This is a genomic window from Streptomyces sp. NPDC048643 (genome assembly GCF_040650615.1).
In the GTDB taxonomy this organism is placed as follows: Bacteria; Actinomycetota; Actinomycetes; order Streptomycetales; family Streptomycetaceae; genus Streptomyces.
Genome location: NZ_JBEZHO010000039.1, coordinates 1 through 25,461, shown reverse-complemented (window position 1 = coordinate 25,461; position 25,461 = coordinate 1). Strand labels below are relative to the sequence as shown.

Below are 25,461 nucleotides of genomic sequence, written 5' to 3'. Positions count from 1 at the left end.
CGTGCACACGACGAGACAGGTCCGTTCAGCGCAGCGACCGGAATCCCGTGCGAAGCTCACTCACGAGGGACTCCGGCTGCTCCCAGGCTGCGAAGTGCCCGCCCTTCGGGAGCTGGTTGTAGTGAAGGAGGTTGGGGTACGCCTGCTCCGTCCAGCTCCTCGGCGCCGTGTAGATCTCGTCGGGGAAGACGCTCACAGCCGTCGGAACGGTGACTCCCTTGACACCGAAGAAGGTGGCCTTGTTCTCCCTGTAGAGGCGACCGGAAGACACTCCGGTGTTCGTCAGCCAGAACAGCGTGAAGTTGTCGCACACGTCGTCACGCGTCAGACCCCCTTCCTCGCCGTCGACGAACGCTCGACTGATCATCTCCAGGCTGGCGCGGTCGTGGTCGAGCAGCCAGGCCGCCAAGCCCGCGGGCGAGTCGGCAAGACCAGTCAGGGACTGAGGGCGAGACGCCATCACGAGAGCGTAGGCGACGTGCGAGTACACGTACTTCAGTTGGTCGACGGTCGCCTGCTCTTCTTCGGAGAGCTCGGTGCCGGCAGGGACCGGATTGCCCGTCGCCAGCGCCCCGTCAATCTCGGGCGGAACAACACCGGCCATATTGACGTGGATACCCGCCAGGCCCGCAGGCTTCTCCAGTGCCAGCAGTTCCGTCACGACTGCGCCCCAGTCGCCGCCAGAGGCCACGTAGCGCGAGTAGCCGAGCTCGTCCATCAGAACGGCCCAGGCCTTCGCGATGCGTTCCGTCGACCAGCCCGCCTCGCTGGGCTTGCCTGACCACCCGTAGCCGGGCATTGACGGAACAACCACATGGAACGCGTCTGAGGCGGACCCACCGTACTTCGTCGGGTTGACGAGCGGGTCGATCAGCTTCAGCTGCTCGACGACAGAACCAGGCCACCCATGGGTGATGATGATGGGCAGAGCATCCTCGTGCGGTGAACGCGCATGAATGAAGTGGATGTCCAGACCGTCGATCTCCGTCATGTAGTTCGGGAAAGCATTTACGTTCCTCTCCACCCTGCCGAAGTCGTAGTGGTTGCCCCAGTAGTCGACGACCGCCTTGATGGTCGCGAGAGGAGTGCCTTGCTCGAGGTCTGTAGTCGTCTCCTTCTCAGGGAAGCGCGACGCAGCGATGCGCCGACGAAGATCGGCGACGTCCTCGTCGGAGAAGTTGACCGTGAACGGCTGAACTGTCGTGTCATCGATGACAGACATTCTGTTCTCCTTGCAGTTAGTTGGCGCTTTTTCGTGTCATCTACCAGTTGAGGTTCGTCCCCCTACGTCACGATCGCCCCAGTGAAAACCCCGTGGTTGGGGTTGTGCGACTTTCACGGTCAAGACTCGGGCGCTGCTCAGGTGCTGACGACGCCGAAGAGTTCGCTTTCCAGAGCAGACTTCGGCTTGGCACCGATGACGGTGTGTACCACTTCTCCCCCGGAGTAGATCAGCAGCGTGGGGATTGACTGGACTCCGTACTTGGCTGTTGTTTCCGGGTTCTCGTCGATGTTCAGCTTGACGACTGTGACTTTGTCGCCGTGCTCATCGGCTATAGCTTCCAGGGACGATGCAATTTGGCGGCATGGTCCGCACCATGCAGCCCAAAAGTCGACGACGACTGGTTTTTCGCTCTCGAGCACTACCTCGGCGAAGGATGCATCGGTTACGGCATTGACAGTCACTTGAAATCTCCTAGATGTTGAACCCGCCGGCCTCCTGAGAGATGCACCTCCCTCATTTCGAGTCCGGCCTCAAGCGCAGTGAAATGCTATTGATGCAATACCGCTTGTCAGTGGGGGTCTGAAAGCCTTCGCCCTCAAAGACATGCCCGAGGTGGGATCCGCATCGCGCGCACCTGACCTCGGTCTGCACCGTGCCATACGATCGGTCTTCGGCCAGTTCGACGGCCTCGTTGTCCTTCGGGTCGTAGAAGGAGGGCCAGCCGCAGCGTGAGTCGAATTTCTCGCTGGACGTGAACAGATCCGCCCCACACGCCCGGCATGAGTAGACACCTTCCGTTTTGGTGTCCGTGTACTCCCCTCGGAACGCCGGCTCCGTCGCCGCATGGCGCAGCACCTTGTACTCGTTCGGCGACAGCTCCGCCTGCCACTCCTCATCCGTCTTTTCAACCTCGTACGTCACAGCACTCACCTTTCGATCAGTCGCGACAACGGCAGGCGCATCTCCACTGACACGGCTTCTCACGAGGGGCGTTCATCCGTCACGCCGCTGCACGCTTGGGAAGCTTCCAGTTCTGACGCGGGAAGTGACAGGTGTATCCGTTCGGATAGTTGCGGAGGTAGTTCTGGTGCTCCGGCTCCGCCTCCCAGAATTCACCGGCCGGCACGACTTCGGTGACCACCTTCCCGGGCCAGAGACCCGAGGCATTGACGTCCGCGATCGTGTCCTCCGCGATCCGCCGCTGCTCGTCATCGTGATAGAAGATCGCGGAACGGTAGTCGACACCGTGGTCGCCGCCCTGCCGATTCTTCGTGGTCGGATCATGGATCTGGAAGAAATACTCCAATACCGTTCGGTAACTGGTCACCGCCGGGTCGAAGACGATCTCGATCGATTCTGCATGCTGGCCGTGATCATGGTAGGTAGCATTTCGAGTGTCGCCCCCGCTGTATCCGACACGAGTAGAGAGAACGCCCGGCAGCGTCCTCAGCAACTCCTGCATCCCCCAGAAGCATCCGCCCGCCAGCCACGCTGTCTGGTGTTCCCCACTCATGGCCTATCTCCCTCTGATGTCTGGTATTCGTACGCTCCGGCGGTAGCTGGAACGGCCGGTTTCGTCAGGCCCGTGAATCGTCACCTTCTTGCCCGCCGAAGCCCGACGGTCATGAGGCCCTCGATGCAGGCGTCATGAACAGCTTCGAACAGCGGGCGTGTCCCTCGCCCCAGGGAAACTCCCGGGGCATGACCCGTTGCGGGTCATGCCGGTGGTTCCGAGCTCCGAGGCGGGGGCCGGGGCCACTCCCTCAAGCCACCCAGGAGCCGGTGAATCCGGGTAGGACACCTCTCGCCGAAAGTGATAAATTGGCGTTTTGCGCAGAAATGGGACTCCTGTAGTGGGAGTAGGCATGTACACGCACTCAAGCGTCCCGATTCGACTTGGGAACCAGGTCAGCGACTGCGCACCACCGCGAAAGATCGGCTGATGGACAGGTTCGGCTTCGAAATGCAGGCCGCACCACAGGGAAGGCAGAAGCGACCGGCCGCCCTGGGGCGGTGGACGCCCACTGCCCACTCCGGTAACAGCCAGGTCGCGCCCCTTCGCGGAGAGGCAGCAACGAGCGAGGCCATCTCGCCGGACGACGCTGCGCACCGTTTCCCGAGTCCTGGGGTTCCCGCCCTGACAGTCGTAGGCGCTACGGCCGGTATGCAGTCGCCCATTCTGAGCCCTCACGGACTCCGCCTACCGAAACTGGACCAGCACCAGATCCCCGGACCCCGGATCGATCCCATGACAGTCTCCTCTGCCTTCGAGGAGCGAGAGACACCCAACAAGCGCTTGGCGGGCACAGCTGTACGCGGGCTTGTCTGTCCGCGCCGCCACACGTCTCGGTTCGACCTGACTATCGGGCCGATCGACGGCCCCAGTCGCGAAAGATCAACTCATGAACGACCCCGGCTTCGAAAAGCAGGCCGTACTAGTGGGAAGGGATGAACAACTAGCCATCCTTGAAAAGGCGTTGCTCACTGCCCAGTCCGGCAGCAGTCAGGTCTTGGCCTTGCGTGGAGAGGCCGGGATGGGCAAGACCGCATTGCTCGACCACTCAGCAAGCCGGGCCGTTGAACTCGGGTTCCGCGTCCTCGCAGTCGCGGGCATCGAGTCGGAGATGGAGCTGCCCTTCGCGAGTCTCCACCAGTTCTGCGCACCGATACTGGACCAGTTGCACCGCATCCCGGGACCCCAACGCGACGCCATGTCTGTCGCATTCGGCCTCAAAGACGGCGAGTCGCCCAACAAGTTCCTGGTGGGCATGGCGGTACTCAGCCTGCTCGCCGGCGCGGCCGAGAACCCCGACCGCTCACTCCTGTGCCTTGTCGACGACGCTCACTGGCTCGACGAAGGGTCGATGCAGGTCCTCGGCTTCGTCGCCCGGCGTCTGGTGGCCGAACCCGTGGCTTTCGTCTTCGCTCTGCGGGACTCCCACAGCGGCGGCGAGCTGGCCCGTCTGCCACAGTTGCTCGTCGAGGGCCTCAGCGACCGCGACGCACACGTACTGCTCTCGTCCGCGATGCCGTCACCCCTGGACCCTCTGGTACAAGACCGCATTGTGGCCGAGGCACACGGCAACCCGATGGCCCTCCTGCATCTGCCCCGCACCCTCGCACCCGAGGAGTTGGCCGGCGGCTTCTGGCTTCCAGGCAGCCATCACCCTGAGAGCTACATCGAGAACGCCTTCTACAAGCGCTTCATGTCACTGAGGGACGACAGTCGGCAACTCCTGCTCACCGCCGCTGCTGAACCGACCGGAGACGTCGGCCTCCTGTGGCGCGCGGCCCATCTACAGCACATACCCATGGATGCCAATGCCACGGCCGACGTCGGGGGGCTCGTCGAGTTCGGAATCAACGTGAGATTCCAGCATCCGTTGGCGCGGTCCACCATCTACCGCAGGACGTCGGTCGCCGACCGCAGGACAGTTCATCGCGCCCTGGCCGAAGCCACTGATCCCACTCTGGATCCAGATCGTCGAGCATGGCATCGTGCTCATGCCGCCACCCAGCCGGATGAGTCCGTTGCCGCCGACCTCGAACGCTCAGCAAGTCGAGCCAGGGACAGAGGAGGAGCCGCTGCGGCAGCTTCGTTCCTGCGCCGCTCGGCAGAGCTGACGCCGGATCCCGCTCAACGTGTCACGCGCGCGCTGGCCGCAGCGCAGGTGGGGATCGACGCCGGCGGGGGGGACGCGCCTTTCGAGATGCTGGCACTCGCTGAACACGGACCTCTCGACGCTCTGCAGCGCGCCCGCATTGAGCGGCTTCGGGCACAGCTGGTCCCCCGGGTCCGCGGGAGCAGTTCAGCTCGGCTTCTGCTAGATGCCGCACGACGTCTCAGCCCCCTTGACCCGGCCATGGCCCGTGACACCCTGCTGGAGGCGCTCAGTGAGACGATCGTCTCTGGCCGCCTCAATGACGGAGCAGTCGAGCGGGAGATCGCCGAGGCTTCTCGCGCTGTTCCACTTCCGGACCAGCCTCGGACGGTCGACGCCGTGCTCGACGGCATAGCGAGCCAGATCCTCGATGACTACGCAGCGGGTGCCGCCGCCCTACGTCGCGCGCTCGAGACTGTCCGGAGGGACCAAAGCCCCACAACTCCCATTGACAGGAACGCCCTTCGGCTGGCAGGCCCAGTTGCCCCGGAACCTCTCGCGGCTGAGCTCTGGGACGATGACGCGTGGCAGGAGCTGGCTGCGAACGGCGTAAGAATCGCTCGCCAATCCGGAGCCCTCGCCGTTCTGCCCCTCGCGTTGAACTATGAAGCGTGCTTCCACGTCCACGCCGGCGATTTCAAAGCGGCGGAAGCTCTGGTGGAAGAGGCATCAGCACTCTGTGAGGCAACGGGTAGCCCACCTGTGGAGCACGCGTCCCTCGTGCTCGCCGCCTGGCGGGGGCGTGAGTCGGAGGCTCGGGCCCTGATTGCCAGCAGATTGACAGGGGCCAAAAGTCGAGGCGAGGGACGCGCTGTGGCCCTGGCCGAGTACACGAACGCGGTCCTCTACAACGGCCTGGGCCGTTACGACTCGGCACTGTCAGCTGCGACGGATGCATGCTCCTACGAAGATCTCGGAATCTACGGCTGGGGACTGGTCGAGTTGATCGAGGCCGCGACCCACAGCGGAGACAGGGACGCCGCAGCAGCGGCGCTGGACAAGCTCACGGAACGAACACGCATCAGCGGAACTGAATGGGCCCAGGGTGCAGAGGCCTTTTCCCGAGCAATGCTCAGTGATGACGAAGAAACTGATCAGCTGTATCAGAAAGCCATCAAGCATCTCGGAGAGTGTCGCGTTGTCGTGCACCTGGCTCGCGCCCGCCTTCTCTACGGAGAGTGGCTGCGGCGTCACATGCGTCGTAAGGAGAGTCGAAACGAACTCCTCTCCGCCTACCAGACGTTCAGCAAGATCGGTGCCGAAGGCTTCGCTGAGCGCGCCCATCGAGAACTACTTGCCACGGGAGAGACCGCACGTAAGCGAACAGTCGCCACGACCACAGACTTCACAAGCCAAGAAACACAGATAGCCAAGCTGGCACAGAGCGGCTACACCAACCGCGAGATCGCGGACTACCTCTTCATCAGCCCGCGTACAGTCGAGTGGCACCTCAGCAACATATTCGCCAAGCTCGGAGTGAGCTCCCGTAGACAACTTCGCTCGGCGTTGTCACCCTCGGAACCCAGGTTGGCTGAACGTCAACACCTGAGCGGCCGACGGCCATCAAGATGATACCCACCGCCCCCGGCCGCCAAGCCGTCGCCGGAGCCTACTCCGGGCCACGCCAGATGTTGTCGAATCCCACCTGCTCAATGGCGCGACGCTGCCGCTCCCAGTCCAGTTCCACCAAAGCGTCAGCAACGGCAGCCAGCACCGTCTGTACCGCGTAGTTGGATACGCCTCCAACGCCCCTGTCATCTTTGCTGTGAATGCCAAGAAAATCAGCAAGAGTGACAAGGACAGGCTCTGAACTAGCCCAGCGATCGGCCGCCTTGCGACGAGAAGGGGACTCGACGACAACTCGCCATCCCTCTTGGAAGCGAGTACGCCCTTCGCGTGCGATCACCCCCTCTGATTCCAGGACCGCAACGTAAGTTCCGGCCAGAGACTTTCCTCTCCTCCACAGCCAGTCACTAACCGATTCATGTGGCTCTTCCATGACAAGGGCGGCGGCCGCCACCTCCAAGAGATGATCCGCGGGCCCGGGCAGATGACCCGGCACGATGCGACCACCATCCAGGCGGATCGTCGGGGACTGCAAGAGGTCGATGAGTTCTGCTCCCGCCAGCGCCAACGACAGTTCACCCGATTCGATGGGCCGCTGGCCGGCAATGTCCAGGGTGACGATAAGGAGGTCTCGAGGCGTAGTCATAAGGAACCTAACGGTCAATCCGTCCTGGGCGACGGTAAACAGTGAGCCTGACCGCCCGCTGACCGCCTGATTCAGGGGTTGCTCCTTCAGGTTGCTCCTCTGGAGCACTCCGTCGCCCCCGGCATTACCCCCGGCACTGCAGGCGGACGGCCTCGGGCGCAGAGGAAGGGACGGTAGCCGATAGGCGGCCATCCGCCACTGGAGACCTCACAGGCCGCCGGGCTCCCGCTGGCGAGGCGCTTCCAATCTGTCCAGGACCTCTGTGGTCACAACGGCATAGGCAACATGAGGGATGATGTCCGCAATCCAGTCCATCCCTTCCCACGTCCGTGGATCAGTCAGCCCCAAAACAATAATCGGCGCGTTCGTGACGATCAGCGCACCGAATGAGCTCACGACACAGCAGGAAATCTTGGATGGGCGCCACCCGATGGCCCGAGCCAACGCCAACCCCATCCCCATACCCAGCCCCACGGAAAATCCCGTCAATGCCGCAAGCCCGGTTATCCTATTTTCCAGGACCGGCCCTTCACCTGGAATCCGCACCCTCAGCTTCGCAGCCACTTGGCGCACCGTGTCCTCGGGTGTTGCGCTAACAGGACGACCTCGTATAGCTATGTCGGCGTAGCCTGCAATATTGAGCGCAGTCGTTCCTGCGGCACCAGCGATGGTTCCGCAGAGAATCGGACGCGCAGCTCTCATCATGACGTACCTCCGCGGCAGTCGACATCGAAAGATGCCTCACCCCGACCTGAGAACGGCCACAGGTCTCGCAGTCGAGTGATGCGGACCTATTAAGCGCTCTGCCCGTTCATCTACCGACTCCTAACGTCCCGCCAGATGCTCCTGTACTTGCTGAAGCAGCCAAACGTTTCCGTCCGGATCGCTGAATGTCGCGAACGAGTGATAATTCAGACTGTTCCGGTCTGGACCATCAACCTGTTCTTGGACTCCGGAATCATAGACGCGGTGGAAAATATCGCTCACGTCAATCCCCACGCTCGCCAGCTCGACTCGAGTTCGATCGATGTCGTACACGACCAGACACATTCCCTGGGCAGAACCTGGCGCCACCGAGGTGACACCGCGACCGAATTGAATAGAGCATTTGGAACCCGGCGGCGTCAGCTGAACTACCCGGTACTCGGGGCCGGCCTCGTAGTCGGCATCGAGCCGCCAGCCCATACGCTGGTAGAACCGAACGGAACGGTCCACGTCAGCGACTGGTATGACGACCACCTCGAGGGTCATCGGAATTTCCTGCTTGCCTGCATTCATCATTTCACCCGCCCTGAGTTCGTGAAGCGTGCCATCCAGCTTACGCTCGCAGATCAGTGGCCGCACTGAACTCACTCTTTCATCCACGGTCCGGTCCGGCCGACAGAATCCGCAGCGGTCAAACCCGGCGATCACACCCCTCGAAGCGTCTTTCCCAGGGGTTTTCCCGGGGGCGATGCCCGCCGGATCATCGCATCCTTGACGGCAGGGAGTCAGCGGCCAGGGAGGCCTCGGATGATGCTGCTCAATCGTTCACATATGCCCGCACTCGACGGTGCAACCCAGTGGATCAATTCCGAACCGCTCGATCCTCCCGCTCTCCGGGGACATACCGTTCTTGTGCAATTCTGGACACTGAGCTGCATCAATTGGCTGCGGACTCAACCATACGTGCGCGCCTGGTCACAGGCCTACCAGGACAAAGGTCTCGTTATCATCGGAGTTCACACGCCAGAGTTTTCGTTCGAGCACGACATCCACAACGTACGGCAGGCAGTGGCTCAGCGTGGAATCTCGTATCCGGTGGCTGTCGACAGCGACTACACAATTTGGCGGGCTTTCGGCAACCAATATTGGCCGGCACTCTACTTCATCGACGATAACGGCAGAATTCAAGACCATCACTTCGGCGAAGGCCACTACACGGAGTCCGAATACCTCATCCAGCAGATGCTCGGCATTGCACGCTACCCAGTCTCGCCCGAGGGAGACGGGGTGGAGGCCGATGCGGACTGGGCCCACCTCCTCACACCCGAGACATACCTCGGATTCATCCGCACAGAGAACTTCGAAGCACCGAACGGAGTGGTGCTGAACGCACCTCGTGTGTACGAAACCCCTGAACCCCTGCAGTCAAAGCATTGGGCACTCGCCGGTACATGGACGGTCAGACAGGAGTTCGTTCAGCTCGACCAACCCGGCGGCAGCATCGCCTGCCAGTTCCTGGCCCGCGACGCGCACCTTGTGCTGACCAGGCAGACACTGGAACCCATAGAGTTCCGTGTGCTCCTTGATGGCGAAGCACCCGGGCGCTCGCACGGTGTGGATGTCGATGCCGACGGCAACGGCACACTCGACGAGAGCCGTCTCTACCAACTGATCCGCACGAACGGCACTGTCGGCGAGCGACGGCTTCAGATCACGTTCAGCCAGCCAGGCGCATTGGCGTACGTATTCACCTTCGGATGAGCCAAGCGGTCCTTCACCGCACAGGCGTCGGACGCTGTCGCAGGGTTGCCATGGACCAGGCCACACAGGTTGCGCGCGGGAGACAGACACAGCAGTCGGAGGCAGGCAATGACGTACCACGAGGGAAGCCCCTGGAGGGAACCCCAGCGAAGGACCCCGACCCATCGCCAAGCCATGATCGGGTGCCTCCTGTCTCTGGCTCTGTTGGCCGGGCTTGCCATTCTGGAGGTCCAGGCGGCGGCGGTCGTCGTGGGCCTGACGGCGATCACTGCGCTTGTCCTCTTCCTCGGGAGCCGAACGAATCGACGCCCGAAGTCGTAACCCACGGACGGCAAGCAGCAGGGATGTGTCGTCACATCCAATCGGCGCGAGGACGATCAGCAACATTCCGGTGACCGTTCCCAGTCGGAGCACCAAGGGGACTCCGTTACTGAGGTTTCAGGGTGAGGTCGGTGGGTCGATTGCCAGGCCGGTGGCGGTGAGGCAGCCGCCGGTCAGGTGGGGGCGGAGTTGGATCCTGCGTAACTAGCGGCGGAGTGTGCGGTCGAGGTCGTGGGGTGTGTCGAGGGCGGTGGTGGCCATGGCCCTGCGCGCGAGTGACCAGACGGCCTCGACGGGGTTCAGGTCGGGTGCGTATGAGGGGAGACGGACGGTGGTGAGCCAGTCGTGCTCGGCTTCGTACTCTTTCAAGCCCGCTGCCAGGTGGGTGTTGATATTGCCCCAAACCACCACGATGGGACCGCCGAGCGGGGTGTGGGCCCTCACCAGGTCTCGGTTGTCCTGCCAGGAGAATCTCTTCCGTACTCCTTTCAGGAGCAGATGGCGAGCGGATTCTGGACGACGGTCGAAGTCCCCCTTCTAGACTCCAGGGAGCACCATGATCATCAATCCCCCAGCCAACACCTGCCGAGCCGGACCGCCCAGAATCACCACCACTGTGGCCAGCGCCGTGGCGCAGAACCGCGTCGTCGAAAACAGAGGGCGCACGGACCCGCGCCCCACCACCTGCGAGTCCGTCAGGCACGGCCCGGTCAAGCTAAATACAAGCCCGCAAAAACGTCGCAGGCCGTCGTCAGCGTCCTGGCCGGCACCGCGAGTGCCGTTCGCCTCCCGCCCAGGCACTCAGACGCCGAGTGAAGAACAAGCCGTGTCAGGCCGTACGCGCTCCGGCGCTGTGCCAAGGCAATCCCGGACGGTCGAACCGTTCCTGCCTCTGCGATCCGCACAGCGCCGGGGACGTCCCGGCCGCGTCAGGAACGCCTGCGCCGGGCGAGCACGAGCAGACCGGCCCCGGTGACCAGGACGCCCGCGGCGATGCCCAGCGGCAGCACCGGATCCGATCCGCCGGTCTGCGCCAGCGGTTCCCTGCCGCCGTGGGCCGAAAGGCCAGAGTCATCGTCGCCGGCCGCGCCGAAGGTCGTGCCGCTTCCGCGCGTGGCACCCGCGCCCGCGCCGTGGGCCCTGTCAGGGCTTGTCTGTCCTGTCGCCACCGACTCGCTGCCCCCCGTGGCGGCCCCTGCGGCTGTTCCGAATCTGTAGGCGCCCCGGTCCGGCGCGCCGCCATTTCGCCTCACCCCGGCGAACTCGGCGGTGAGGGCCGGGAGCGGGATGGCCGATCCGATGGCGGGTGAGCCCTTGGTGAGGCGGAAATCCGCGTTCGGGCTCGTGCCGGGGGCGGTGAACTTCGGGTCGGCGATGATGTCGTGCGGGCCTTTGGTCTCGGGTGCTTTGCCGCCGAAGTAGACGTTGTAGTCGTACGTGACGTTCACGTTGTGGGACTTGCTGTTGGTGGCCTGGCCGGGGCGGCCGTAGGCGATGTTGTTGAGGAGCCGTACGTCGGTGCTGTCGTTGGCGAAGATGTTGGCGTAGGGCGTTGTGATGCGGGTGCTGCGGCCGTTGAGGTAGGCCGTGTTGTGGACGATGTCGACGTGCTGGCTCTTGTAGGCGTGGATACCTGAACCGCCGTTGTCGTAACTGATGTTGTTGGCGACCAGGACGCGTCCGTTGTAGGCGGGCCTCCCGCGCCCGGGGTCGCCCTTCGTCGTGTCGACGATGATGCCGTTGCCGTCGGAATAGCAGCGGCAGCCTTCCCACTTGACCTTGGTCTCGTTGTCGTGGACGCGGTTGCCGGCGATGCGGATCTTGTACGTCCGGGGGTCGCTGGCGCCGGTGTCGCGGGGGGTGAGGATGGAGATGCCGCTGCTGCCGTAGACGGTGAACCATGCGTTGGAGTGGACGTGGTTGCCGATGATGTCGACGTGGTCGGCCTCGATCGCGGAGATTCCGCCGCCCGGGCAGTCGTGTACCAGGTTGCCGATGATGTCGACGTGGTGGGGGAACGCGCCGGACTCCCGGTTCTTCTCCACGGATATGCAGTTGGTGTTGTACGTGGGGTCGGTCTTGCTCGACGAGCGTTCGGCGTCGGCCAGGGACAGGTCGGCGTTGTTGCCCTTGACCTCCAGATTCTTGATGACGATGTGGGACGCGCCGTAGACGCTGATGCCGTTCCAGGCCGTCTTCGGGTTCAGGACGGGCCGGTGGCCGGGATACGCCGTGAAGGTGATGGGAGCTCCCGGACGCCCCGAGCGTTTGATGGTCAGCACGTTGGAGCCTTTGCGGGGTTCGGTGTACGTGCCGTTCATGACGGCGACGACGTCGCCGGGGCCGGCCAGGTCCGCCGCCTTCTGGAGGGTGCGGAATGGCGATGCGGCCGACGTGCCGGGGTTGGAATCGCTTCCGGTAGCGCTCACGAAGTAGGTGGGTGCGGGAGTCTTCGCGGGCGCAGACGTGCGGGAGACGGGCGCGGCAACGGGGGAAGGGGCGAGGGTGCGGTTCTCCGCGGGGGCGGGCGTCGTCATCATCGGTGGACGTGCCTGGGAGGCCGTACTCCGCGCGCCGGCGGAGTAGTCCGCCCCCGACGGGACCATGACGAGGACCGTCGCGACGAGCGCGGCCACCCCGGCGGCGACGGTCGCGCCCGTCGCCTTGGCGGAGAGTTTGACGAGGACACCGTGGTCGTCACGCGGGCGGCCTGACGTGCGACGGCCGTGCCCGCGGGGCGCCGGCCGGGAAGCGGTGTGCCGGACCGCTGCGGCCGGGTGGGGGTGGCTCCCGGCTCCGGCGGCACCGTCCCCGACCGGGCCGGTCCACCCGGCCGCTCCAAGATCCCCCGTGCGGCCCGGTATGAGCAGGGGCAGACCCGCGAGCAGCCGCTCGGGCGGCACCAGCCGGCCGGTGGGCTGACCGCACGGCTCGCAGGAGCGGAGGTGCCGGGCGATTCGCTTGCGCAGCAGGGTGCTGGGAGCCGGGTCGCCCGGCCCGGCGAGCTCGGTCAGCTCCCCACAACGCGGGGTGCGGGACAACGCCCGGACGACCGTCCGCGCCACTTCCAGCTGGGTCTTCATCCGCTGGACCTGGACCGCCAGATGAGCCGCCGAAAGGTTCATGGCCGCCGCGATGTCCTTGCGGGACAGCCGTCCGCACGCCTCCAGCCACCACAGCGACAGCAGATCCCGGTGCGAGGGGTCGAGCCACGCGGTGGCCGCGGCGACCTGCCGTTGCTCGGCGGAGAGCGACTGCCGCAGCAGGAAGAGAGTCGCGAAGTCGGGTTCCGGCGCGTGCCGTTCGTCGGCGTGCTCCAGAGTCGTCATCCGGCTGGACCGCGCCCGGCGCCGGGCGTCGGTGAGCTGGCGGACCGCGATGGCCACCAGCCACGAGCGGAACTTCGCCGTGTCCCGCAGGTCCGGCAGCGCGCGGATCACCGCGACCATGGTGTCCTGCACGATGTCGTCGACGTCGAGGTCGGCCTCCGCCGCCCGCCCGACCACGTTGTAGACCAGTGGCAGGACGCCTGCGGTGAGCCGTTCGACGGCCCCGGCGTCCCCGTCGCGGGCTGCCTCGACCGTGCGGCGGTCCGGAAACGAGTCGGTCCTGTCGGACCCGTCATGTCGCATGCGATACATCCTCGGACAAGAACAGCTGTTGCTGTTCTGGTGAGCGGTTGTCGCAGCAGGAGACGAACGGGCGCCCCGGGCATAACACTTTTCGCACCCGGCCCGCCTTCCTCGTCACCGGACGACCGCCCCTCAGCGGCAGCTCGCATCGGCGTCGAGCACGTCCAGGACACTGTGCCGTCAGTCCTGTAGGCGCCTTCGCCGGTGCCGCGGTCCCACCGCCGACGGGACATTGCGTTCTCGATTGCTGCCTGCGGTGCTTCTCATCGGTGGTTACGCGGCAGGGGGGTCCTCCACCAGTTGGCGGGGCCGAGGAGGGCTACGAGGGCGGGGGCGAGGATGCCGCGCACAATGGTCGCGTCGATGACGATGCCCAGGGCGAGCGCGGTGGCGAGGATTTTGACGTCGGTGGCGGGAACGCGGGACAGGGCGATGAAGGCCAGGAAGAGGATGAGGGCGGCGGAGCTGACCAGGCGGCCGGTCCGGGCGACTCCGTTGATGGTCGCGGTGTCGGTGTCGGCTCCGTGGTCGTGTTCTTCGCGGATACGGGACAGTAGGAACACCTCGTAGTCCATGGACAGCCCGAACAAGAACGCGAAGACGGCAATCGGGATCCATACGGTGATCGCACCCGAGGCGGACTGACCGAAGAGTGCCTCGGTGCCCAGTCCGTGCTGCCAGATGAGGACGGTGATCCCGTATGCGGCGCCCAGGGAGAGGATGTTGAGGATCAGGGCTTTGACCGGCAGCCAGAACGAGTGGAGTGCCTTGGCCAGCAGAAGAAACGTCATCAGCACGATGATGGCCACGATCCATGGGGCGTTGCCGTAGACGGCGCTGAGGAAGTCGGCGTCCTGTGCCGGCCCTCCGCCGGCCTGTGCTCCGGTCTGTTCCGCAGCTGTGCGGATGTCGGCGGCGGCTCGCCTGCCTGACGCGGTGGACGGATCGTCGTTGGTCCAGATATCGACGACGGCCTCGTCCCCTCGCTCCCACGAGGCGGGCTGTGTACTGCCGGCCACCCCAGAGACGTTCTCGAGCGCCCGGTGGACCCCGCTCACATCCGTGGTGATCACTTCGACAGGGTGAACGAGTCCGGCGCCGAGACCGGCGTCGTCGACCCGTTCGAGAGCTTCGGCTGCCGGACCTCCGCGGGAGGCCAGCGAAGCAGCAGTGGGCTCTCCCAGCCTGAGGCCCAGAACAGGGGCTGCCAGTGCCAGGAGCACGAGGGTGGCGCCAACGCCGGCGGACCAGCGGTGACGGACGACAACGGTTCCGACGCCGCGCCACAGTTTGCTATCCGGGCTGGTGGAGCGACGACGGGGCCACTCCAGACGACCTCCTGCGGTGCGGAGCAGAGCCGGCAGCAAGGTGAGGGCGGCGATCACGCTGACCAGCGGAATGAGGAGCCCGGTGAAGCCGACGCTGCGCAGGAAGGGAACAGGAAGCGCGATCAGTGCGGCCAGACTCACTGCCACGGTCACGCCGGAGAACAACACCGACCGGCCTGCTGTCGCCATGCTGCGCCGGACCGCTTCGTCCGGATCGGCTCCCCTGCCTCTTTCCTCACGCCATCGTGTGACGATCAACAGGGCGTAGTCGATGGCCACGCCCAGCCCGATCAGGGCCAGGAGGTACTGGACGATGAACGAGACGTCGGTCAGTCCGGTCAGCGCCCACACGATGAGGAAGGTCGTGAGAATGGAGGCGGCCGCGATGATCAGGGGCATGAGGGCCAGGGCGGATCCGAACACGAGCAGCAGTACGACCAAGGCCCCCAGGCCACCGAACAACGTCTCGGCCAGCACTCCGGCACCGCCACCGCCCTCTTCCGACGCCAGGGCGTCCTGGCCGGTCACGCGGGTGGGCACCGCGGCCTGCCGGGCGACCTTCTCCAAGGCCGGCAGGGCCGCAGCGTAGGGGTCGGGGCCCGGTACGGGCTTGGGGTAGATCAGCAGAACGCCGGTGCGGCCGTCCTTTGAGAGGAGGGAGGGCTGATCAGCGAACGAGGCCACCCGGGCGCCCGGTGCCGCGCGGTCGACCGCATCGGCCAAGGAGCGTGCGGCCCCGGACGGGACGTGCCGGTGCCCGTCGCCGACGACGAGCAGCACCGGGGCGTTGTCCCCGCCCGATCCAAAACGCTCCACCAGCTGCTTGTTCGTCTCATACCCCGGCTTGCCGGGCAGGCCGAAGTCATAGCTCAGTGCCGCCGTGGCCTTCGGGGCGGCATAGCCACCGATCACGGCGAGCAACAACCAGGCGACAAGGACGAGCAGTCGGTGACGTAGAACAAAGTCGGTCAGCACCCGCACAAGCCAGCCCTCACAGTCACGGTCCACAGCCTCGACGCACGGTCATGGTCGTCTGCCACGGATCACCGCGTCTCACACCCTGCGCCCGGCTTCTGGACCCTTTGAAAACGCCCATGCAGGCTATTTTTGGGGCTGGACTGTCCGGCCAGGGTGCTCCCCCGGCGAGCGAGTTCGTGTCCTATCCGCCCCGTCCGTCGTGGTGAGAGCAGCGCGCAAGGCTTCCCCGCAGTTCACGGAACTTTGCTCCGCTGGGCAGCGGGTCTGCCAATCCAGGCCACGCAGGTGAGCCAGCCTTCCGACGCAGCCCGTACTTTCATCGGGCCGAAGCTGGCCGACCTGGACGGGTCGAAGGTCCTGACCAGCGCTCGGGTGGCGTGAGTGCCAGAGCTGTTCCCCCCGCCTCCGCGTGCGGCCGCCCGTGCGCGCTCCGCGAACGGCAGTTGGGCCTGTCGAGACGGTGATTCCCGTGAGAGGCTGCGCCTATGACGCAGGGTGATCTCGCGCGGCATCATGAGGGGACGGGCGCGGATTCGCCTCGCGTGGCCTGGCGCCGGCGGATGCGCGAACAGGTGCTGGAGGCCGCAGGGGAGCTGGCATCCGTCCGTGGCTGGGACAGGGTAAGGGTTGCGGACCTGGCCGGCCGGGCCGAGGTGTCCCGGCCGTCGATATACAAGGAGTTCGGTGACCGCGCGGGAATTGGACGCGCTCTCGTTGAGCGGGAGACGGACAACTTCCTGCGGGGAGTCGCCGAGGCGTTGGAAGGCCCAGGCAACGACGTGGCGGCCTGCCTCCTCGGGGCGGTGTCGTACGCGCTGAACGAGAGCGCCGACAACCCTCTGATCAGCGCAGTTCTGCGTGCCGCACGCCACGGTACGGATGGGCTGCTTCCCTTTCTGGCAAGCCGCCCGGATCCGATCTTCGACTCGGCGCGCTCTCTGCTGCAGGCCTGGCTGATAGGCCGGGAACCCACGGGCGGCGCTTGGCGGACGGCCGACGCCGCTGATGTCGCGGTACGGCTGACGCTCAGCCACATGCTGCTTCCGGCGGCAGAGCCCGACCATGTCCCTGAGCTGGTCACTCAGGCCGTGCTCGCGGTGCTGGCACCGGCCTGATATCGGCGGAGCAGTCGGACTCGCGCCGCGGGAGCGAGGTTGGCGCGCGTTACGTCGCCGCCGTAGTGCGCGAGCAGTTTGGGGTCCATGACACGCCGCCACAAGGGCGGAATCCAGGCGAGCACGATCATGCTGGCGTATCCGGAGGGCAGCCGTGGGGCTTCGTCGAAGTGGCGCAGCGTCTGGTAGCGGCGCAGGGGGTTGGCGTGGTGGTCGGAATGGCGCTGGAGCTGGAAGAGAAAAAGGTTGCTGACGGTGTGATCGCTGTTCCAGCTGTGCCGAGGAGCCACTCGGACGTAGCGTCCATCGGGTCGGCGCTCCCGCAACAGACCATAGTGTTCAAGGTAGTTGACACTCTCGAGGAGAGAGAATCCGAGCACGGCCTGGCCGACCAGGAAGGGAAGTACGTTGGGGCCGAAAGCCGCAGCGAGCGCGGTGAACAGGGTCAGTGATGTCAGCCAGGAGGTCAGCACGTCGTTGTGGCGGCCGACCACTCGGTGGCCCCTCCTCCGCAGGCGTCGCGCTTCCAGGCGCCAGGCGGAGAGGAGGGACCCGGCGACGGCGCGGGGAAGGAACCTCCAGAAACTCTCACCCAGGCGGGAACTCGCCGGGTCCTCTGCGGTAGCGACGCGGATGTGGTGGCCGTGGTTGTGCTCGACGTAGAAGTGGCCGTAACAGCCCTGCGCCAAGGCGATGCGGCTGAGCAAGCGCTCCAGGTGCTCACGCTTGTGGCCCAGCTCGTGCGCGGTGTTGATGGCGACCCCCGCGACGACGCCGGTGGAGGCCGTCAGGCCCAGGGCCGCGACGGGACCGAGGCCGCCGTCGGCCCAGCGAGTACACGACCACACCAGCGCACCGTACTGGAGAGGGAGGTAGAGGTAGGTGCACCAGCGGTAGTAGCGATCCGCGTCCAGCCGGGCGTAGGCCGTCTCCGGTGGATTGCTGCCGTCGTCGCCGATGAGATGGTCGGCGAGCGGGAGCAGGATGAAGGCGAAGAACGGCCCCCACCACCAGAAGACGTCAAGGCCGGTGATGGCTGCCAGCCCACCCGCCTGGAACGGCAGGGTCGGTACCGCGAGCCCCAGCAGCCAGTACGGGCGCTTCGGGTCGCGCCAGTGGGCCCGAGGGGGAGGATGCGCGGCTTCGGACACGGTGACTCCTTCGGCAGTGCACGCGGCACCGGCGCGAGGAGATGCCGGTGGGGAGCGCGCGCTTCTTCGACGATGGAGTGACTCTCGTGGGAGACCCCTGGGACAACAAGAGGGGGCGCTGCGTCAACGTTTTGACGGGCCATCAGTTATGCCGGAGGTACCTCGGTATCTCACGGCCTCTCACGAAGATTGTCCGACCGAAGGTGAAACTAACGCCTCATCCCTGACGGAATGCGTTCCCACACATTCGAGCCCGCCTCGAACGAAGGGAACACGCCATGACCGCACGTCTCGTGGGTGCCGCTATGGCAGCCGGTGCAGCCGTTGCCCTGTCTGCCACCACTCCGGCGCAACCGACTCCGCCGCCGGGCTCATGGCCCCCAGCAGCAAGCTGTTCACCACAGCGGTCGCCCGAACTCTCGCCGAGACGCCGCCGCACGACCTCGAAATCGCCATCAGCCTGCTGTCCGACCGCAAGAAACGCATCACCCTCGCTGGAGGCCGCTTCACCAACCTCCTGGCCCAGTACCTCGGCCTGCACCTCATGCAACTGCGCGACGACATCCGCTTCTTGCCCGAGCGCGACGTCGAGCGTACCGCCGTGCTCGCCACACTCAACCGCCGGGACGTCCTCGTCATCTTCGACTACCGCCGCTATGAGCACGACAAGCTAGCCATGGCACAGTTGACTCAGGAACACGGCGGCAAGGTCATCGTGTTCACCGACACCTGGCTCTCACCCACCGCTTCCCACGCCGAAGTCGTCCTGCCCAGCCAGGTAACCACCCCTTCCCCGTACGACAGTCTGGTCCCCACCCTCGCCGTCATCGAGACCGTCGTCGCCGGCACCATTGCCGCGCTCGGCAGTGAGGCCCACCAGCACATGCAGCACAACGAGGACACAGCACGCCGCATTGGCCTGGTCTGATCGCGGACGGCTCGCGGCCGATGGCCGTCTCGATCCGCTACAGCGGGCAGACCGTCCCTGTGCGTTTCGACCGTGCCGCACCGGAGGACGAGCCCGCGATCCACGACGCCGGCGACCGCGCCCACGTCCGCAAGTACGGTGCCGGCTCGGATGGGATCGCCGCCACCGACCAGGCCCGGGCGACCGCCGTGCGCATCATGCCACTCGCCGACGAGACACAGCCTTCCCGAGAAACACCCTGACGACCGGTACCGAGCGTCAAAGGCCGCAGCGCACACCGAAGTGTCGTCCAGGCCATGCTGAATGAACCCCGCTTCGCCAACGTCGAACCTCTGGGACTTCTGCCTCGTGGTCCGCTCAGTCAAAGACAGGCTTTAGCCTGCTCTCCGCTCGTCGTTGCCGGTCACCCGGTAGCATCCACCGCGACCGCCCCAGCCACCACTCCGTTCGCGCATCACACCGGAGTTGATGAGCGCAGGGAGCATGACCCGCCGGCAGCTGGTAGGTGAGGGCGTCGTCACCCCGTTCTGGACTCGGTGAGGCCTTCCACCCGCTGCTTGAGGCCGGTGTTGAACGCGGCGTACCCGTCGTGCTTGGGCGTCTTGAGGAACCGTCGGGCCAGGGTCGTCAAGGCGCCGGAGAACTCCTCGCGGTTGGTCACACGGGTGGTGCCGTCCTGGTTGGAGGAGAGGACAAAGGAGTGCTGGCCATGGAACAGGCGCTTCGTGCCGAGTGTGCCGGCCCACCGCAACTCCTGGCCGGGTGTCGCGACGGTGACCGTTGGCCTGAAGGTCATGCCCGGCATGCGCATGGTGAGCCTGCTTCCCACTTGAGCGGCTCCCTCGGCTGCGGAGAAGTTGCTCCACTCACCCCAGGTGGCGAAGTCGGTGAGGACGCTCCACACGGCTTCCGGGGTGGCATCTATGTCGATGACGGCGGTGGGCACTGCGTCCATGACGGTTTCCACTTCTGGCGGGTGCGGTGCGGGAGGGCTGACAGTTCGGCGAGCGTGCGCTCTACCGGCGATGATCGGCGGGGTCTGTGACTGCGGCGGAGCGAAGGCCACGATCGACGAGGTCGATGAGATAGTCGAAGCTCTCGCCGATGTCGGTGGACCACTGGAATCCGCCGGACGCCTGAAGGCTGGCGAAGCCGTGGAAGACGCTGCGCACGGCCCGCAACGCGTGGGTCATCTCCTGCGGGGGAATGTCGTATCCCTGCAGAACCGCTGCGAAGGGTCCGATCCCTCGTCTGCCGGCGAGCATGACCGGGTCGTCGGGCCCCGATGGCGTGAGGCCCAGAGTGGCCGCGTACCGGCCTGGGTGGGTGAGCACGAAGTCGCGGAGCGCGCCGGCGGCGGCGGCCAAGGCGTCGCGCCCGGCACGGCCCTGGATGGCCGTGCCGATCGCGACGCCGGCCTCGTCGAAGGCGAGCGCCGCGATGCGCCGGTGGAGGTCGTCCTGGCCAGCGATGTGCTTGTAGAGCGACGGGGCGCGCACCCCGAGCCGCTCGGCCAGCCGGCCCATGGTCAGCTCGTTGAAGCCGATCTCGTCGGCGAGCGCGGCGCCGGTGGCAACGATCGTGGCCGCGTCCAGGCCTGCCCTAGGCACCGACACCGGCCAGGAAGGCCAGAACTGCGGTGAGGGTCTGCCGGGGGAACTGGACATGCGGGTAGTGACCGGCCCCCTCGATCATCTCCAGCCGGCCCAGACCGGTCGGCAGATCAGCGACGATCGCCTCGCCCTCGGCCTGCGGTGAGGCCCAGTCAGGGTCGAGGCTGCCCTGCACGATGAGCACCGGGCAGGTGACGTTGCCCAGCTGTTCACCTGCGTCGACGGGGGAAATCTTGCCCATCGCCTGCAGAACCTTCATCCGGCCGGGCTCATCCAGCATCGCGATGATCTGCTCCATGCGCGTGTCGAAGTCCGCGGGCTTGGAGCCGGGGTAGGCGACGTCCAAATACTTGGCCCACTGCCGTGTGCTGCCGAAAATCGTGGTGCCCATGAGATGGGTCGCGCCGCGACGGTAGCTGGCCACCCGCAGGTCACCGAGCCGGACCTGCTGCTTTCGGGTGAAGGGGGCGAGCTCGACCAGCGCGGTTATGAGCTGCGGTGCCTTGGCCGCCGCGATCGTGACCGCACCCCCGGCGATGGAGTGGCCGACGAGCACCGCCGGCTCGCCGAGATGTTCCACCAGGGCGATCAGGTCTCCCGCGAGGTCGGTGCGGGTGTAGGACGCCCACCCGACGCTGGACTCACCGTGGCCGCGCAGGTCCACCGCGGCGACCCGGTACCCGGCTTCCACCAGGGCCGGGGTGAAGAACCGATAGGCCTCGCGGCTGTCGCCCATGCCGTGGGCAACCACCACCAACGGCCCGGCGACGCCGCTCACCTCGTACGCGATGGTCCCACCGTTGACGTTCAGGAACTCAGTCACGACTACCTCCGTATGGCCCGCCGAACCCGAAGCTAACTGCATTAGCTAAAAGCTATCAGCTTTAGCCTGAAGGTCAACCCCGCGATAACGGGGCCAGGCGGGGTCCGAACAGGGACGGACCGGAAAATCGACGGCGTCAGGGACAGGTGGGATGGGCGGTTGAAGGGACACTCCCAATCGAACAAGAGCTTCACGCTCCGCGGTCGCTCTCCAAGATCTGGGACAGAACCGGCAAATGACTCCGCGCGGAAGGCCCCGCTGCGGCGGATCGAGCCGATGCAGAGGAGGGAGCGCTCCGTGGCGCCCCTGGGACCGCGCCGCACAGGGCAGGAGGCCGACGCGGCGACCGAGGGAGTAACCCGAGCGCTTCTTGATCGTTCCCGTGGTGATGGCCGGTTACTGGGTCCGGCCTGGGGTTTTCGTCTTGCGCGCGCGGTAGCCGCGATGGGGCGAAAGCCCTGGATCGGGATCGTACGGCCGGCCCCGCGCTGGGGATCAGAGGGATGTTCGACGATGTGTGGGCTGGTTGGTTACGCCGGGTTCGCGGGCAGTGTGCCCCCGGGCACCGAGAACACTTCGCTGAAGGAGATGACTGAGACCCTGGCGTGCCGGGGGCCGGACGCCTCGGCGGTGTGGGCCGGGGATGCTGCCGGGTTGGGACACACCCGGCTGGCCACCGTGGACCTGGTCGGCGGTCGCCAGCCGATGCTCCTGGCGCGCGGCGGCCGGACGAAGCTGGCGGTGGCGTTCACCGGTGAGGTCTACAACCACGCCGGGCTGCGCAGGGAACTGGCCGCCCTCGGGCACCGGTTCACGACTCGCAGCGACAGCGAGGTCGTACTCCACGCGATCGACGCCTGGGGTGAACAGGCACCCGCCCGGCTGGAAGGCATGTTCGCCTACGCCGCCTGGGAGCCGGACGCGCGACGGCTGACGCTGGCCCGGGACCGGTTCGGCATCAAGCCGCTGAGCTACACCCGAATCCGCGACGCGGTGGTGTTCGGCTCCGAGCCCAAAGCGGTGCTGGCGCACCCTGCGGTGGCCACACGACTGGAATTGGAGGGCTTGCGGGAACTGCTGTTGTCCACCCACCCCATGATCAAAACACCCGGCCGCAGCGCCTTCGCCGGTCTGAACGAGGTCGCCCCCGGCACCGTGGTCACCATCACCGGGCAGGGTACGCGCACCCACCGCTACTGGTCGCTGACGCCGGTCGAGCACCGCGACGACCTGCCCACCACCATCGCGCGGGTACGGCAGTTGCTGGAGGAGGCGGTCGCCGGACAACTGGCCGCCGACGTGCCGGTGAGCGTCCTGCTGTCCGGCGGCCTGGACTCCAGCGCGATTGCCGCACTGGCCCGGCCCGCGGCCGAGACGTTGCACACCCTGTCGGTGGACCTCGGCAACCAGGCATCCAGCGCGGACGCCATACGGCGCGACCCGGACGGCCCCTACGCCGAGATGATGGTGGGTCACCTCGGCAGCGTGCACCGCCGGGTACGACTGGATGCCGGCACGCTCGCCGACCCCGCCCACCGTGCCCGGGTCGGCCTGCTGCGCGACGGGCTGACCCTCGGAGACTTCGACACCTCCCTGCTCCAGCTGTACCGCGCGGTGCGCGAGGACTTCCCGGTCACCCTGGCCGGTGACGGAGCCGACGAACTCTTCGGCGGCTACCGCTGGTTCACCCCCCAGGCTGCGACCGCAAAATCCTTTCCCTGGGACTCCGTGCTGGGCCGCGCCGACCTGACCCGACTGCTCGACCCGGCCCTGGCCGCCGCCCTGGACCTGCCCGCACACCGCGCCGAACTCCACCGCACGGCCTGCACCGAGATCGAGCACCTGCCCGGCACCACTCCCGCCGAGGCCGCGCTGCGACGCGACAGCTACCTCAACCTGACCCGGTTCCTGCCCTGCCTCCTCGACCGCGCCGACCGCCTCAGCATGGGCGTCGGCCTGGAGGTGCGGGTGCCGTTCCTGGACCACCGGCTGGTCGAGTACGTCTTCAACGCCCCTTGGGAGTTCAAGACGTTCGACGGCCGCGAGAAGAGCCTGCTGCGCGCCGCCGTCACCGACCTGCTCCCCGAACCGGTGCTGGCCCGGGGCAAGAGCCCCTACCCGATGGTCCGCGACCCGGCCTACCGCACGGCCCTGGCCGGGCAAGTGGAGCGCCTGCTGGCCGACGCCGGCCCCGCCACCGACCTGCTGGACACCACCGCCGTGCGCAGCATGCTGCTCGAAGCCACCGGAGCGGACCGCTTCCCGCGCGAGGGGCTGGAACTAGTCCTGGACCTGGACCAGTGGCTGCGCACCCACCGGCCCACCCTCCGCCTCTGACCACTCACTTCCGACACCCCCTCCAAGAGCCACAGGACACCGCCATGCAGCACGCCGTGATCACCTCAGCCGTCCGAACGCCCATCGGACGCGCCCACAAGGGCGCCCTCGCCACCCTCCGCCCCGACGACCTGCTCGCCCGTACCGTCGCCGAAGCCCTGGCCCGCACCCCCGGCCTGGAACCTGCCCACGTTCAGGACCTGATGGTGGGCTGTGCCCTGCCCGGCGGTGAGCAGGGCTTCAACATCGCCCGGATCGCCGCTGTCCTGCTCGGCTGGGACCACGTACCCGGAGTGACCGTCAACCGGTTCTGCACCTCCTCACTCCAGGCCATCCGCATGGCCGCGCAAACCGTGCGCTGCGGCGACGCCGACGTCGTCATCGCGGCCGGGGTCGAGTCGCAGTCCCGCCTTGCCCACGGCAGTTCCGACACCTGGCCAGGCACCGAGAACCCCGCCTTCCACACCGCCGGGCAGCGCACCGCCCGGCGCTCACAAGCCGAAGCAGGCCCCTGGAGCGACCCCCGCGACCAGGGCGGGCACCCCGACCCCTACATCCCGGTGGGGCTGGCCGCCGAGAACACCGCCGACCTGTACGGCATCACCCGAACCGACATGGACGCCTACGCCGCCCGCTCCCACCGCCTCACCCAACAAGCCCTCGCCCAGGGCTTCCACTTCGGCGACATCGTCTCCGTCAAAACCCCGGACGGCACCACCACCAGCACCGACGACTGCCCCCGCACCGGGGTCACCGAGCAGAGCCTCGCCGCCCTGCCACCACGGTTCCGCCCCGACGGCAGGGTCACCGCAGGCAACAGCGCCCCGCTGTCCGACGGGGCCGCGGCGGTCGTCGTCATGTCCGAGACATACGCCCGCGCCCACGGCCACACCCCGCTCGCCCGGATCCTGGCCACCGCCGTCAGCGCGGGCACCCCCGAGACGGAGGGCCCGGTCCCCGTCGCCGCCACCCACACCGTTCTGACCAAGGCCGGCCTGGCTCTGACAGACCTCGACACCATCGCCGGCAACGAACCCTTCGCGGCCCAAGTCCTCGCCTACTGCGCCGAACTCGACCTCGACCCCGAGCGCATGAACCCCCACGGTGGCTCCATCGCCCTCGGCGAGCCCTACGGCGCGGCCGGAGCCCGACTGACCACCACCGCCCTCGCCACCCTGCGCCACGACGACCTCAGCACCGCCCTGATCAGCGTCGTCGCCGCAGGCGGCCAAGGCATGGCCCTCCTCCTGGAACGCACCTCGTAGGCCCGCCACCGAACTCATGCAGGGGCCTGCCTCCGCTCCGCCGGAACGAACAGCCGTCCCTTGCGGTCAGGTGGTGCAGCCGGGCCCTTTCCCCGGTTCTCCCGGCCACCCAAGCCGCCCCAGCATGGGTGGTCTCGGCAGCCCTGCCAGGAGCTCTCGCGCCGGCGCAGCGACAGCCGTCACGACCCCGAATGCCGCGGCATCGGGGAGGACCACGGTGACCCGCTCTTCTGAGGACAGTCGCGCCAACAGACACCCCGGCCCAGCAGTTGAACCGCCGTGCGGGCTCTCACTCCTGTGCGGTGCCCCGCTTGACTTGCTCCTCGGGCTGAAGCCCGAGGATTCTGGCCTTCTCGACTTGTTGCTGTGCCGCTACGCGGCACGGGCTTGGGTCGGGAGTCCGTG

General features: G+C 66.5%; 21 protein-coding genes. 7 read left to right on the top strand and 14 right to left on the bottom strand.

Annotation, left to right across the window (positions count from 1 at the left end):
• Nucleotides 1-25 precede the first annotated feature (25 nt).
• From AB0C62_RS30255 to msrA, 4 genes are all read right to left on the bottom strand, one after another.
• Nucleotides 26-1,222 carry an epoxide hydrolase family protein gene (locus AB0C62_RS30255; protein WP_362978515.1) on the bottom strand — a complete coding sequence of 399 codons (1,197 nt, stop codon included), beginning with the start codon at nt 1,220-1,222 and terminating at the stop codon, nt 26-28.
• 137 nt (nt 1,223-1,359) lie between these two features.
• Nucleotides 1,360-1,686, bottom strand: coding sequence for a thioredoxin (gene trxA, locus AB0C62_RS30250; protein ID WP_362978513.1), 327 nt, complete (start codon nt 1,684-1,686; stop codon nt 1,360-1,362).
• A gap of 52 nt (nt 1,687-1,738) precedes the next feature.
• Entirely contained in the window at nt 1,739-2,146 is a 408-nt protein-coding gene (msrB, locus tag AB0C62_RS30245; protein ID WP_362978511.1) for a peptide-methionine (R)-S-oxide reductase MsrB, read from the bottom strand.
• Nucleotides 2,147-2,225: 79 nt separating this feature from the next.
• Entirely contained in the window at nt 2,226-2,738 is a 513-nt protein-coding gene (msrA, locus tag AB0C62_RS30240; protein WP_362978509.1) for a peptide-methionine (S)-S-oxide reductase MsrA, read from the bottom strand.
• 889 nt (nt 2,739-3,627) lie between these two features.
• Between msrA and AB0C62_RS30235 the strand changes: the two genes are divergently transcribed.
• Nucleotides 3,628-6,459 (top strand): AAA family ATPase, encoded by a 2,832-nt coding sequence (locus AB0C62_RS30235; protein WP_362978507.1) that lies wholly within the window; start codon nt 3,628-3,630, stop codon nt 6,457-6,459.
• Between the two features lie 37 nt (nt 6,460-6,496).
• Here the strand turns inward: AB0C62_RS30235 and AB0C62_RS30230 are convergent, their stop codons facing one another.
• From AB0C62_RS30230 to AB0C62_RS30220, 3 genes are all read right to left on the bottom strand, one after another.
• Nucleotides 6,497-7,099, bottom strand: a complete 603-nt coding sequence (locus AB0C62_RS30230; RefSeq protein WP_362978505.1) for a GPP34 family phosphoprotein — start codon at nt 7,097-7,099, stop codon at nt 6,497-6,499.
• Between the two features lie 207 nt (nt 7,100-7,306).
• Nucleotides 7,307-7,663 carry a hypothetical protein gene (locus AB0C62_RS30225; protein WP_362978503.1) on the bottom strand — a complete coding sequence of 119 codons (357 nt, stop codon included), beginning with the start codon at nt 7,661-7,663 and terminating at the stop codon, nt 7,307-7,309.
• A 261-nt stretch (nt 7,664-7,924) separates the two neighbouring features.
• Complete coding sequence (locus AB0C62_RS30220; protein WP_362978501.1) at nt 7,925-8,443, bottom strand: VOC family protein; 519 nt, start codon at nt 8,441-8,443, stop codon at nt 7,925-7,927.
• A gap of 168 nt (nt 8,444-8,611) precedes the next feature.
• Between AB0C62_RS30220 and AB0C62_RS30215 the strand changes: the two genes are divergently transcribed.
• On the top strand, nt 8,612-9,565 hold the full coding sequence (locus tag AB0C62_RS30215) for a redoxin family protein (protein ID WP_362978499.1): 954 nt from the start codon (nt 8,612-8,614) through the stop codon (nt 9,563-9,565).
• A 525-nt stretch (nt 9,566-10,090) separates the two neighbouring features.
• Here the strand turns inward: AB0C62_RS30215 and AB0C62_RS30210 are convergent.
• The 3 genes from AB0C62_RS30210 to AB0C62_RS30200 all read right to left on the bottom strand — a co-directional run bounded on the left by AB0C62_RS30210 (nt 10,091) and on the right by AB0C62_RS30200 (nt 15,821).
• On the bottom strand, nt 10,091-10,297 hold the full coding sequence (locus AB0C62_RS30210) for a transposase (protein WP_362978593.1): 207 nt from the start codon (nt 10,295-10,297) through the stop codon (nt 10,091-10,093).
• A gap of 518 nt (nt 10,298-10,815) precedes the next feature.
• Complete coding sequence (locus AB0C62_RS30205; protein ID WP_362978497.1) at nt 10,816-13,518, bottom strand: sigma-70 family RNA polymerase sigma factor; 2,703 nt, start codon at nt 13,516-13,518, stop codon at nt 10,816-10,818.
• Nucleotides 13,519-13,781: 263 nt separating this feature from the next.
• Nucleotides 13,782-15,821, bottom strand: coding sequence for an MMPL family transporter (locus AB0C62_RS30200; protein ID WP_362978495.1), 2,040 nt, complete (start codon nt 15,819-15,821; stop codon nt 13,782-13,784).
• Nucleotides 15,822-16,309: 488 nt separating this feature from the next.
• Here AB0C62_RS30200 and AB0C62_RS30195 point away from each other — a divergent pair, with 488 nt between their 5' ends.
• Entirely contained in the window at nt 16,310-16,939 is a 630-nt protein-coding gene (locus tag AB0C62_RS30195; RefSeq protein ID WP_362978493.1) for a TetR family transcriptional regulator, read from the top strand.
• Here AB0C62_RS30195 and AB0C62_RS30190 read toward each other — a convergent pair.
• Nucleotides 16,906-18,090, bottom strand: coding sequence for an alkane 1-monooxygenase (locus AB0C62_RS30190; RefSeq protein WP_362978491.1), 1,185 nt, complete (start codon nt 18,088-18,090; stop codon nt 16,906-16,908). The genes AB0C62_RS30195 and AB0C62_RS30190 overlap by 34 nt on opposite strands.
• A gap of 373 nt (nt 18,091-18,463) precedes the next feature.
• On the opposite strand from AB0C62_RS30190, the gene AB0C62_RS30185 reads away from it, so the two are divergent.
• Both AB0C62_RS30185 and AB0C62_RS30180 read left to right on the top strand, forming a co-directional pair.
• Complete coding sequence (locus tag AB0C62_RS30185; RefSeq protein ID WP_362978489.1) at nt 18,464-19,018, top strand: SIS domain-containing protein; 555 nt, start codon at nt 18,464-18,466, stop codon at nt 19,016-19,018.
• A 20-nt stretch (nt 19,019-19,038) separates the two neighbouring features.
• Nucleotides 19,039-19,260, top strand: coding sequence for a hypothetical protein (locus AB0C62_RS30180; RefSeq protein WP_362978487.1), 222 nt, complete (start codon nt 19,039-19,041; stop codon nt 19,258-19,260).
• Between the two features lie 275 nt (nt 19,261-19,535).
• Here AB0C62_RS30180 and AB0C62_RS30175 read toward each other — a convergent pair whose 3' ends face one another.
• The 3 genes from AB0C62_RS30175 to AB0C62_RS30165 all read right to left on the bottom strand — a co-directional run bounded on the left by AB0C62_RS30175 (nt 19,536) and on the right by AB0C62_RS30165 (nt 21,454).
• Nucleotides 19,536-19,973 carry an SRPBCC domain-containing protein gene (locus AB0C62_RS30175; protein WP_362978485.1) on the bottom strand — a complete coding sequence of 146 codons (438 nt, stop codon included), beginning with the start codon at nt 19,971-19,973 and terminating at the stop codon, nt 19,536-19,538.
• A gap of 61 nt (nt 19,974-20,034) precedes the next feature.
• Nucleotides 20,035-20,598, bottom strand: coding sequence for a WHG domain-containing protein (locus AB0C62_RS30170; protein WP_362978591.1), 564 nt, complete (start codon nt 20,596-20,598; stop codon nt 20,035-20,037).
• 22 nt (nt 20,599-20,620) lie between these two features.
• Nucleotides 20,621-21,454: an alpha/beta hydrolase gene (locus AB0C62_RS30165; protein ID WP_362978483.1), complete on the bottom strand. Its 834-nt coding sequence runs from the start codon at nt 21,452-21,454 to the stop codon at nt 20,621-20,623.
• 513 nt (nt 21,455-21,967) lie between these two features.
• On the opposite strand from AB0C62_RS30165, the gene asnB reads away from it, so the two are divergent.
• Together asnB and AB0C62_RS30155 are read left to right on the top strand one after the other, a co-directional pair.
• Nucleotides 21,968-23,791, top strand: a complete 1,824-nt coding sequence (asnB, locus tag AB0C62_RS30160) for an asparagine synthase (glutamine-hydrolyzing) (RefSeq protein WP_362978481.1) — start codon at nt 21,968-21,970, stop codon at nt 23,789-23,791.
• Nucleotides 23,792-23,835: 44 nt separating this feature from the next.
• On the top strand, nt 23,836-25,056 hold the full coding sequence (locus tag AB0C62_RS30155; protein WP_362978479.1) for an acetyl-CoA C-acyltransferase: 1,221 nt from the start codon (nt 23,836-23,838) through the stop codon (nt 25,054-25,056).
• Nucleotides 25,057-25,461 lie beyond the last annotated feature (405 nt).

What these genes read in the sequence shown, in the direction of transcription:
- AB0C62_RS30255 (WP_362978515.1), bottom strand. Translation starts at nt 1,222, where the DNA reads ATGTCTGTCATCGATGACACGACAGTTCAGCCGTTCACGGTCAACTTC.
- msrA (WP_362978509.1), bottom strand. Translation starts at nt 2,738, where the DNA reads ATGAGTGGGGAACACCAGACAGCGTGGCTGGCGGGCGGATGCTTCTGG.
- AB0C62_RS30235 (WP_362978507.1), top strand. Translation starts at nt 3,628, where the DNA reads ATGAACGACCCCGGCTTCGAAAAGCAGGCCGTACTAGTGGGAAGGGAT.
- AB0C62_RS30230 (WP_362978505.1), bottom strand. Translation starts at nt 7,099, where the DNA reads ATGACTACGCCTCGAGACCTCCTTATCGTCACCCTGGACATTGCCGGC.
- AB0C62_RS30215 (WP_362978499.1), top strand. Translation starts at nt 8,612, where the DNA reads ATGATGCTGCTCAATCGTTCACATATGCCCGCACTCGACGGTGCAACC.
- AB0C62_RS30205 (WP_362978497.1), bottom strand. Translation starts at nt 13,518, where the DNA reads ATGCGACATGACGGGTCCGACAGGACCGACTCGTTTCCGGACCGCCGC.
- AB0C62_RS30195 (WP_362978493.1), top strand. Translation starts at nt 16,310, where the DNA reads ATGACGCAGGGTGATCTCGCGCGGCATCATGAGGGGACGGGCGCGGAT.
- AB0C62_RS30185 (WP_362978489.1), top strand. Translation starts at nt 18,464, where the DNA reads ATGGCCCCCAGCAGCAAGCTGTTCACCACAGCGGTCGCCCGAACTCTC.
- AB0C62_RS30180 (WP_362978487.1), top strand. Translation starts at nt 19,039, where the DNA reads ATGGCCGTCTCGATCCGCTACAGCGGGCAGACCGTCCCTGTGCGTTTC.
- AB0C62_RS30175 (WP_362978485.1), bottom strand. Translation starts at nt 19,973, where the DNA reads ATGGACGCAGTGCCCACCGCCGTCATCGACATAGATGCCACCCCGGAA.
- asnB (WP_362978481.1), top strand. Translation starts at nt 21,968, where the DNA reads ATGTGTGGGCTGGTTGGTTACGCCGGGTTCGCGGGCAGTGTGCCCCCG.
- AB0C62_RS30155 (WP_362978479.1), top strand. Translation starts at nt 23,836, where the DNA reads ATGCAGCACGCCGTGATCACCTCAGCCGTCCGAACGCCCATCGGACGC.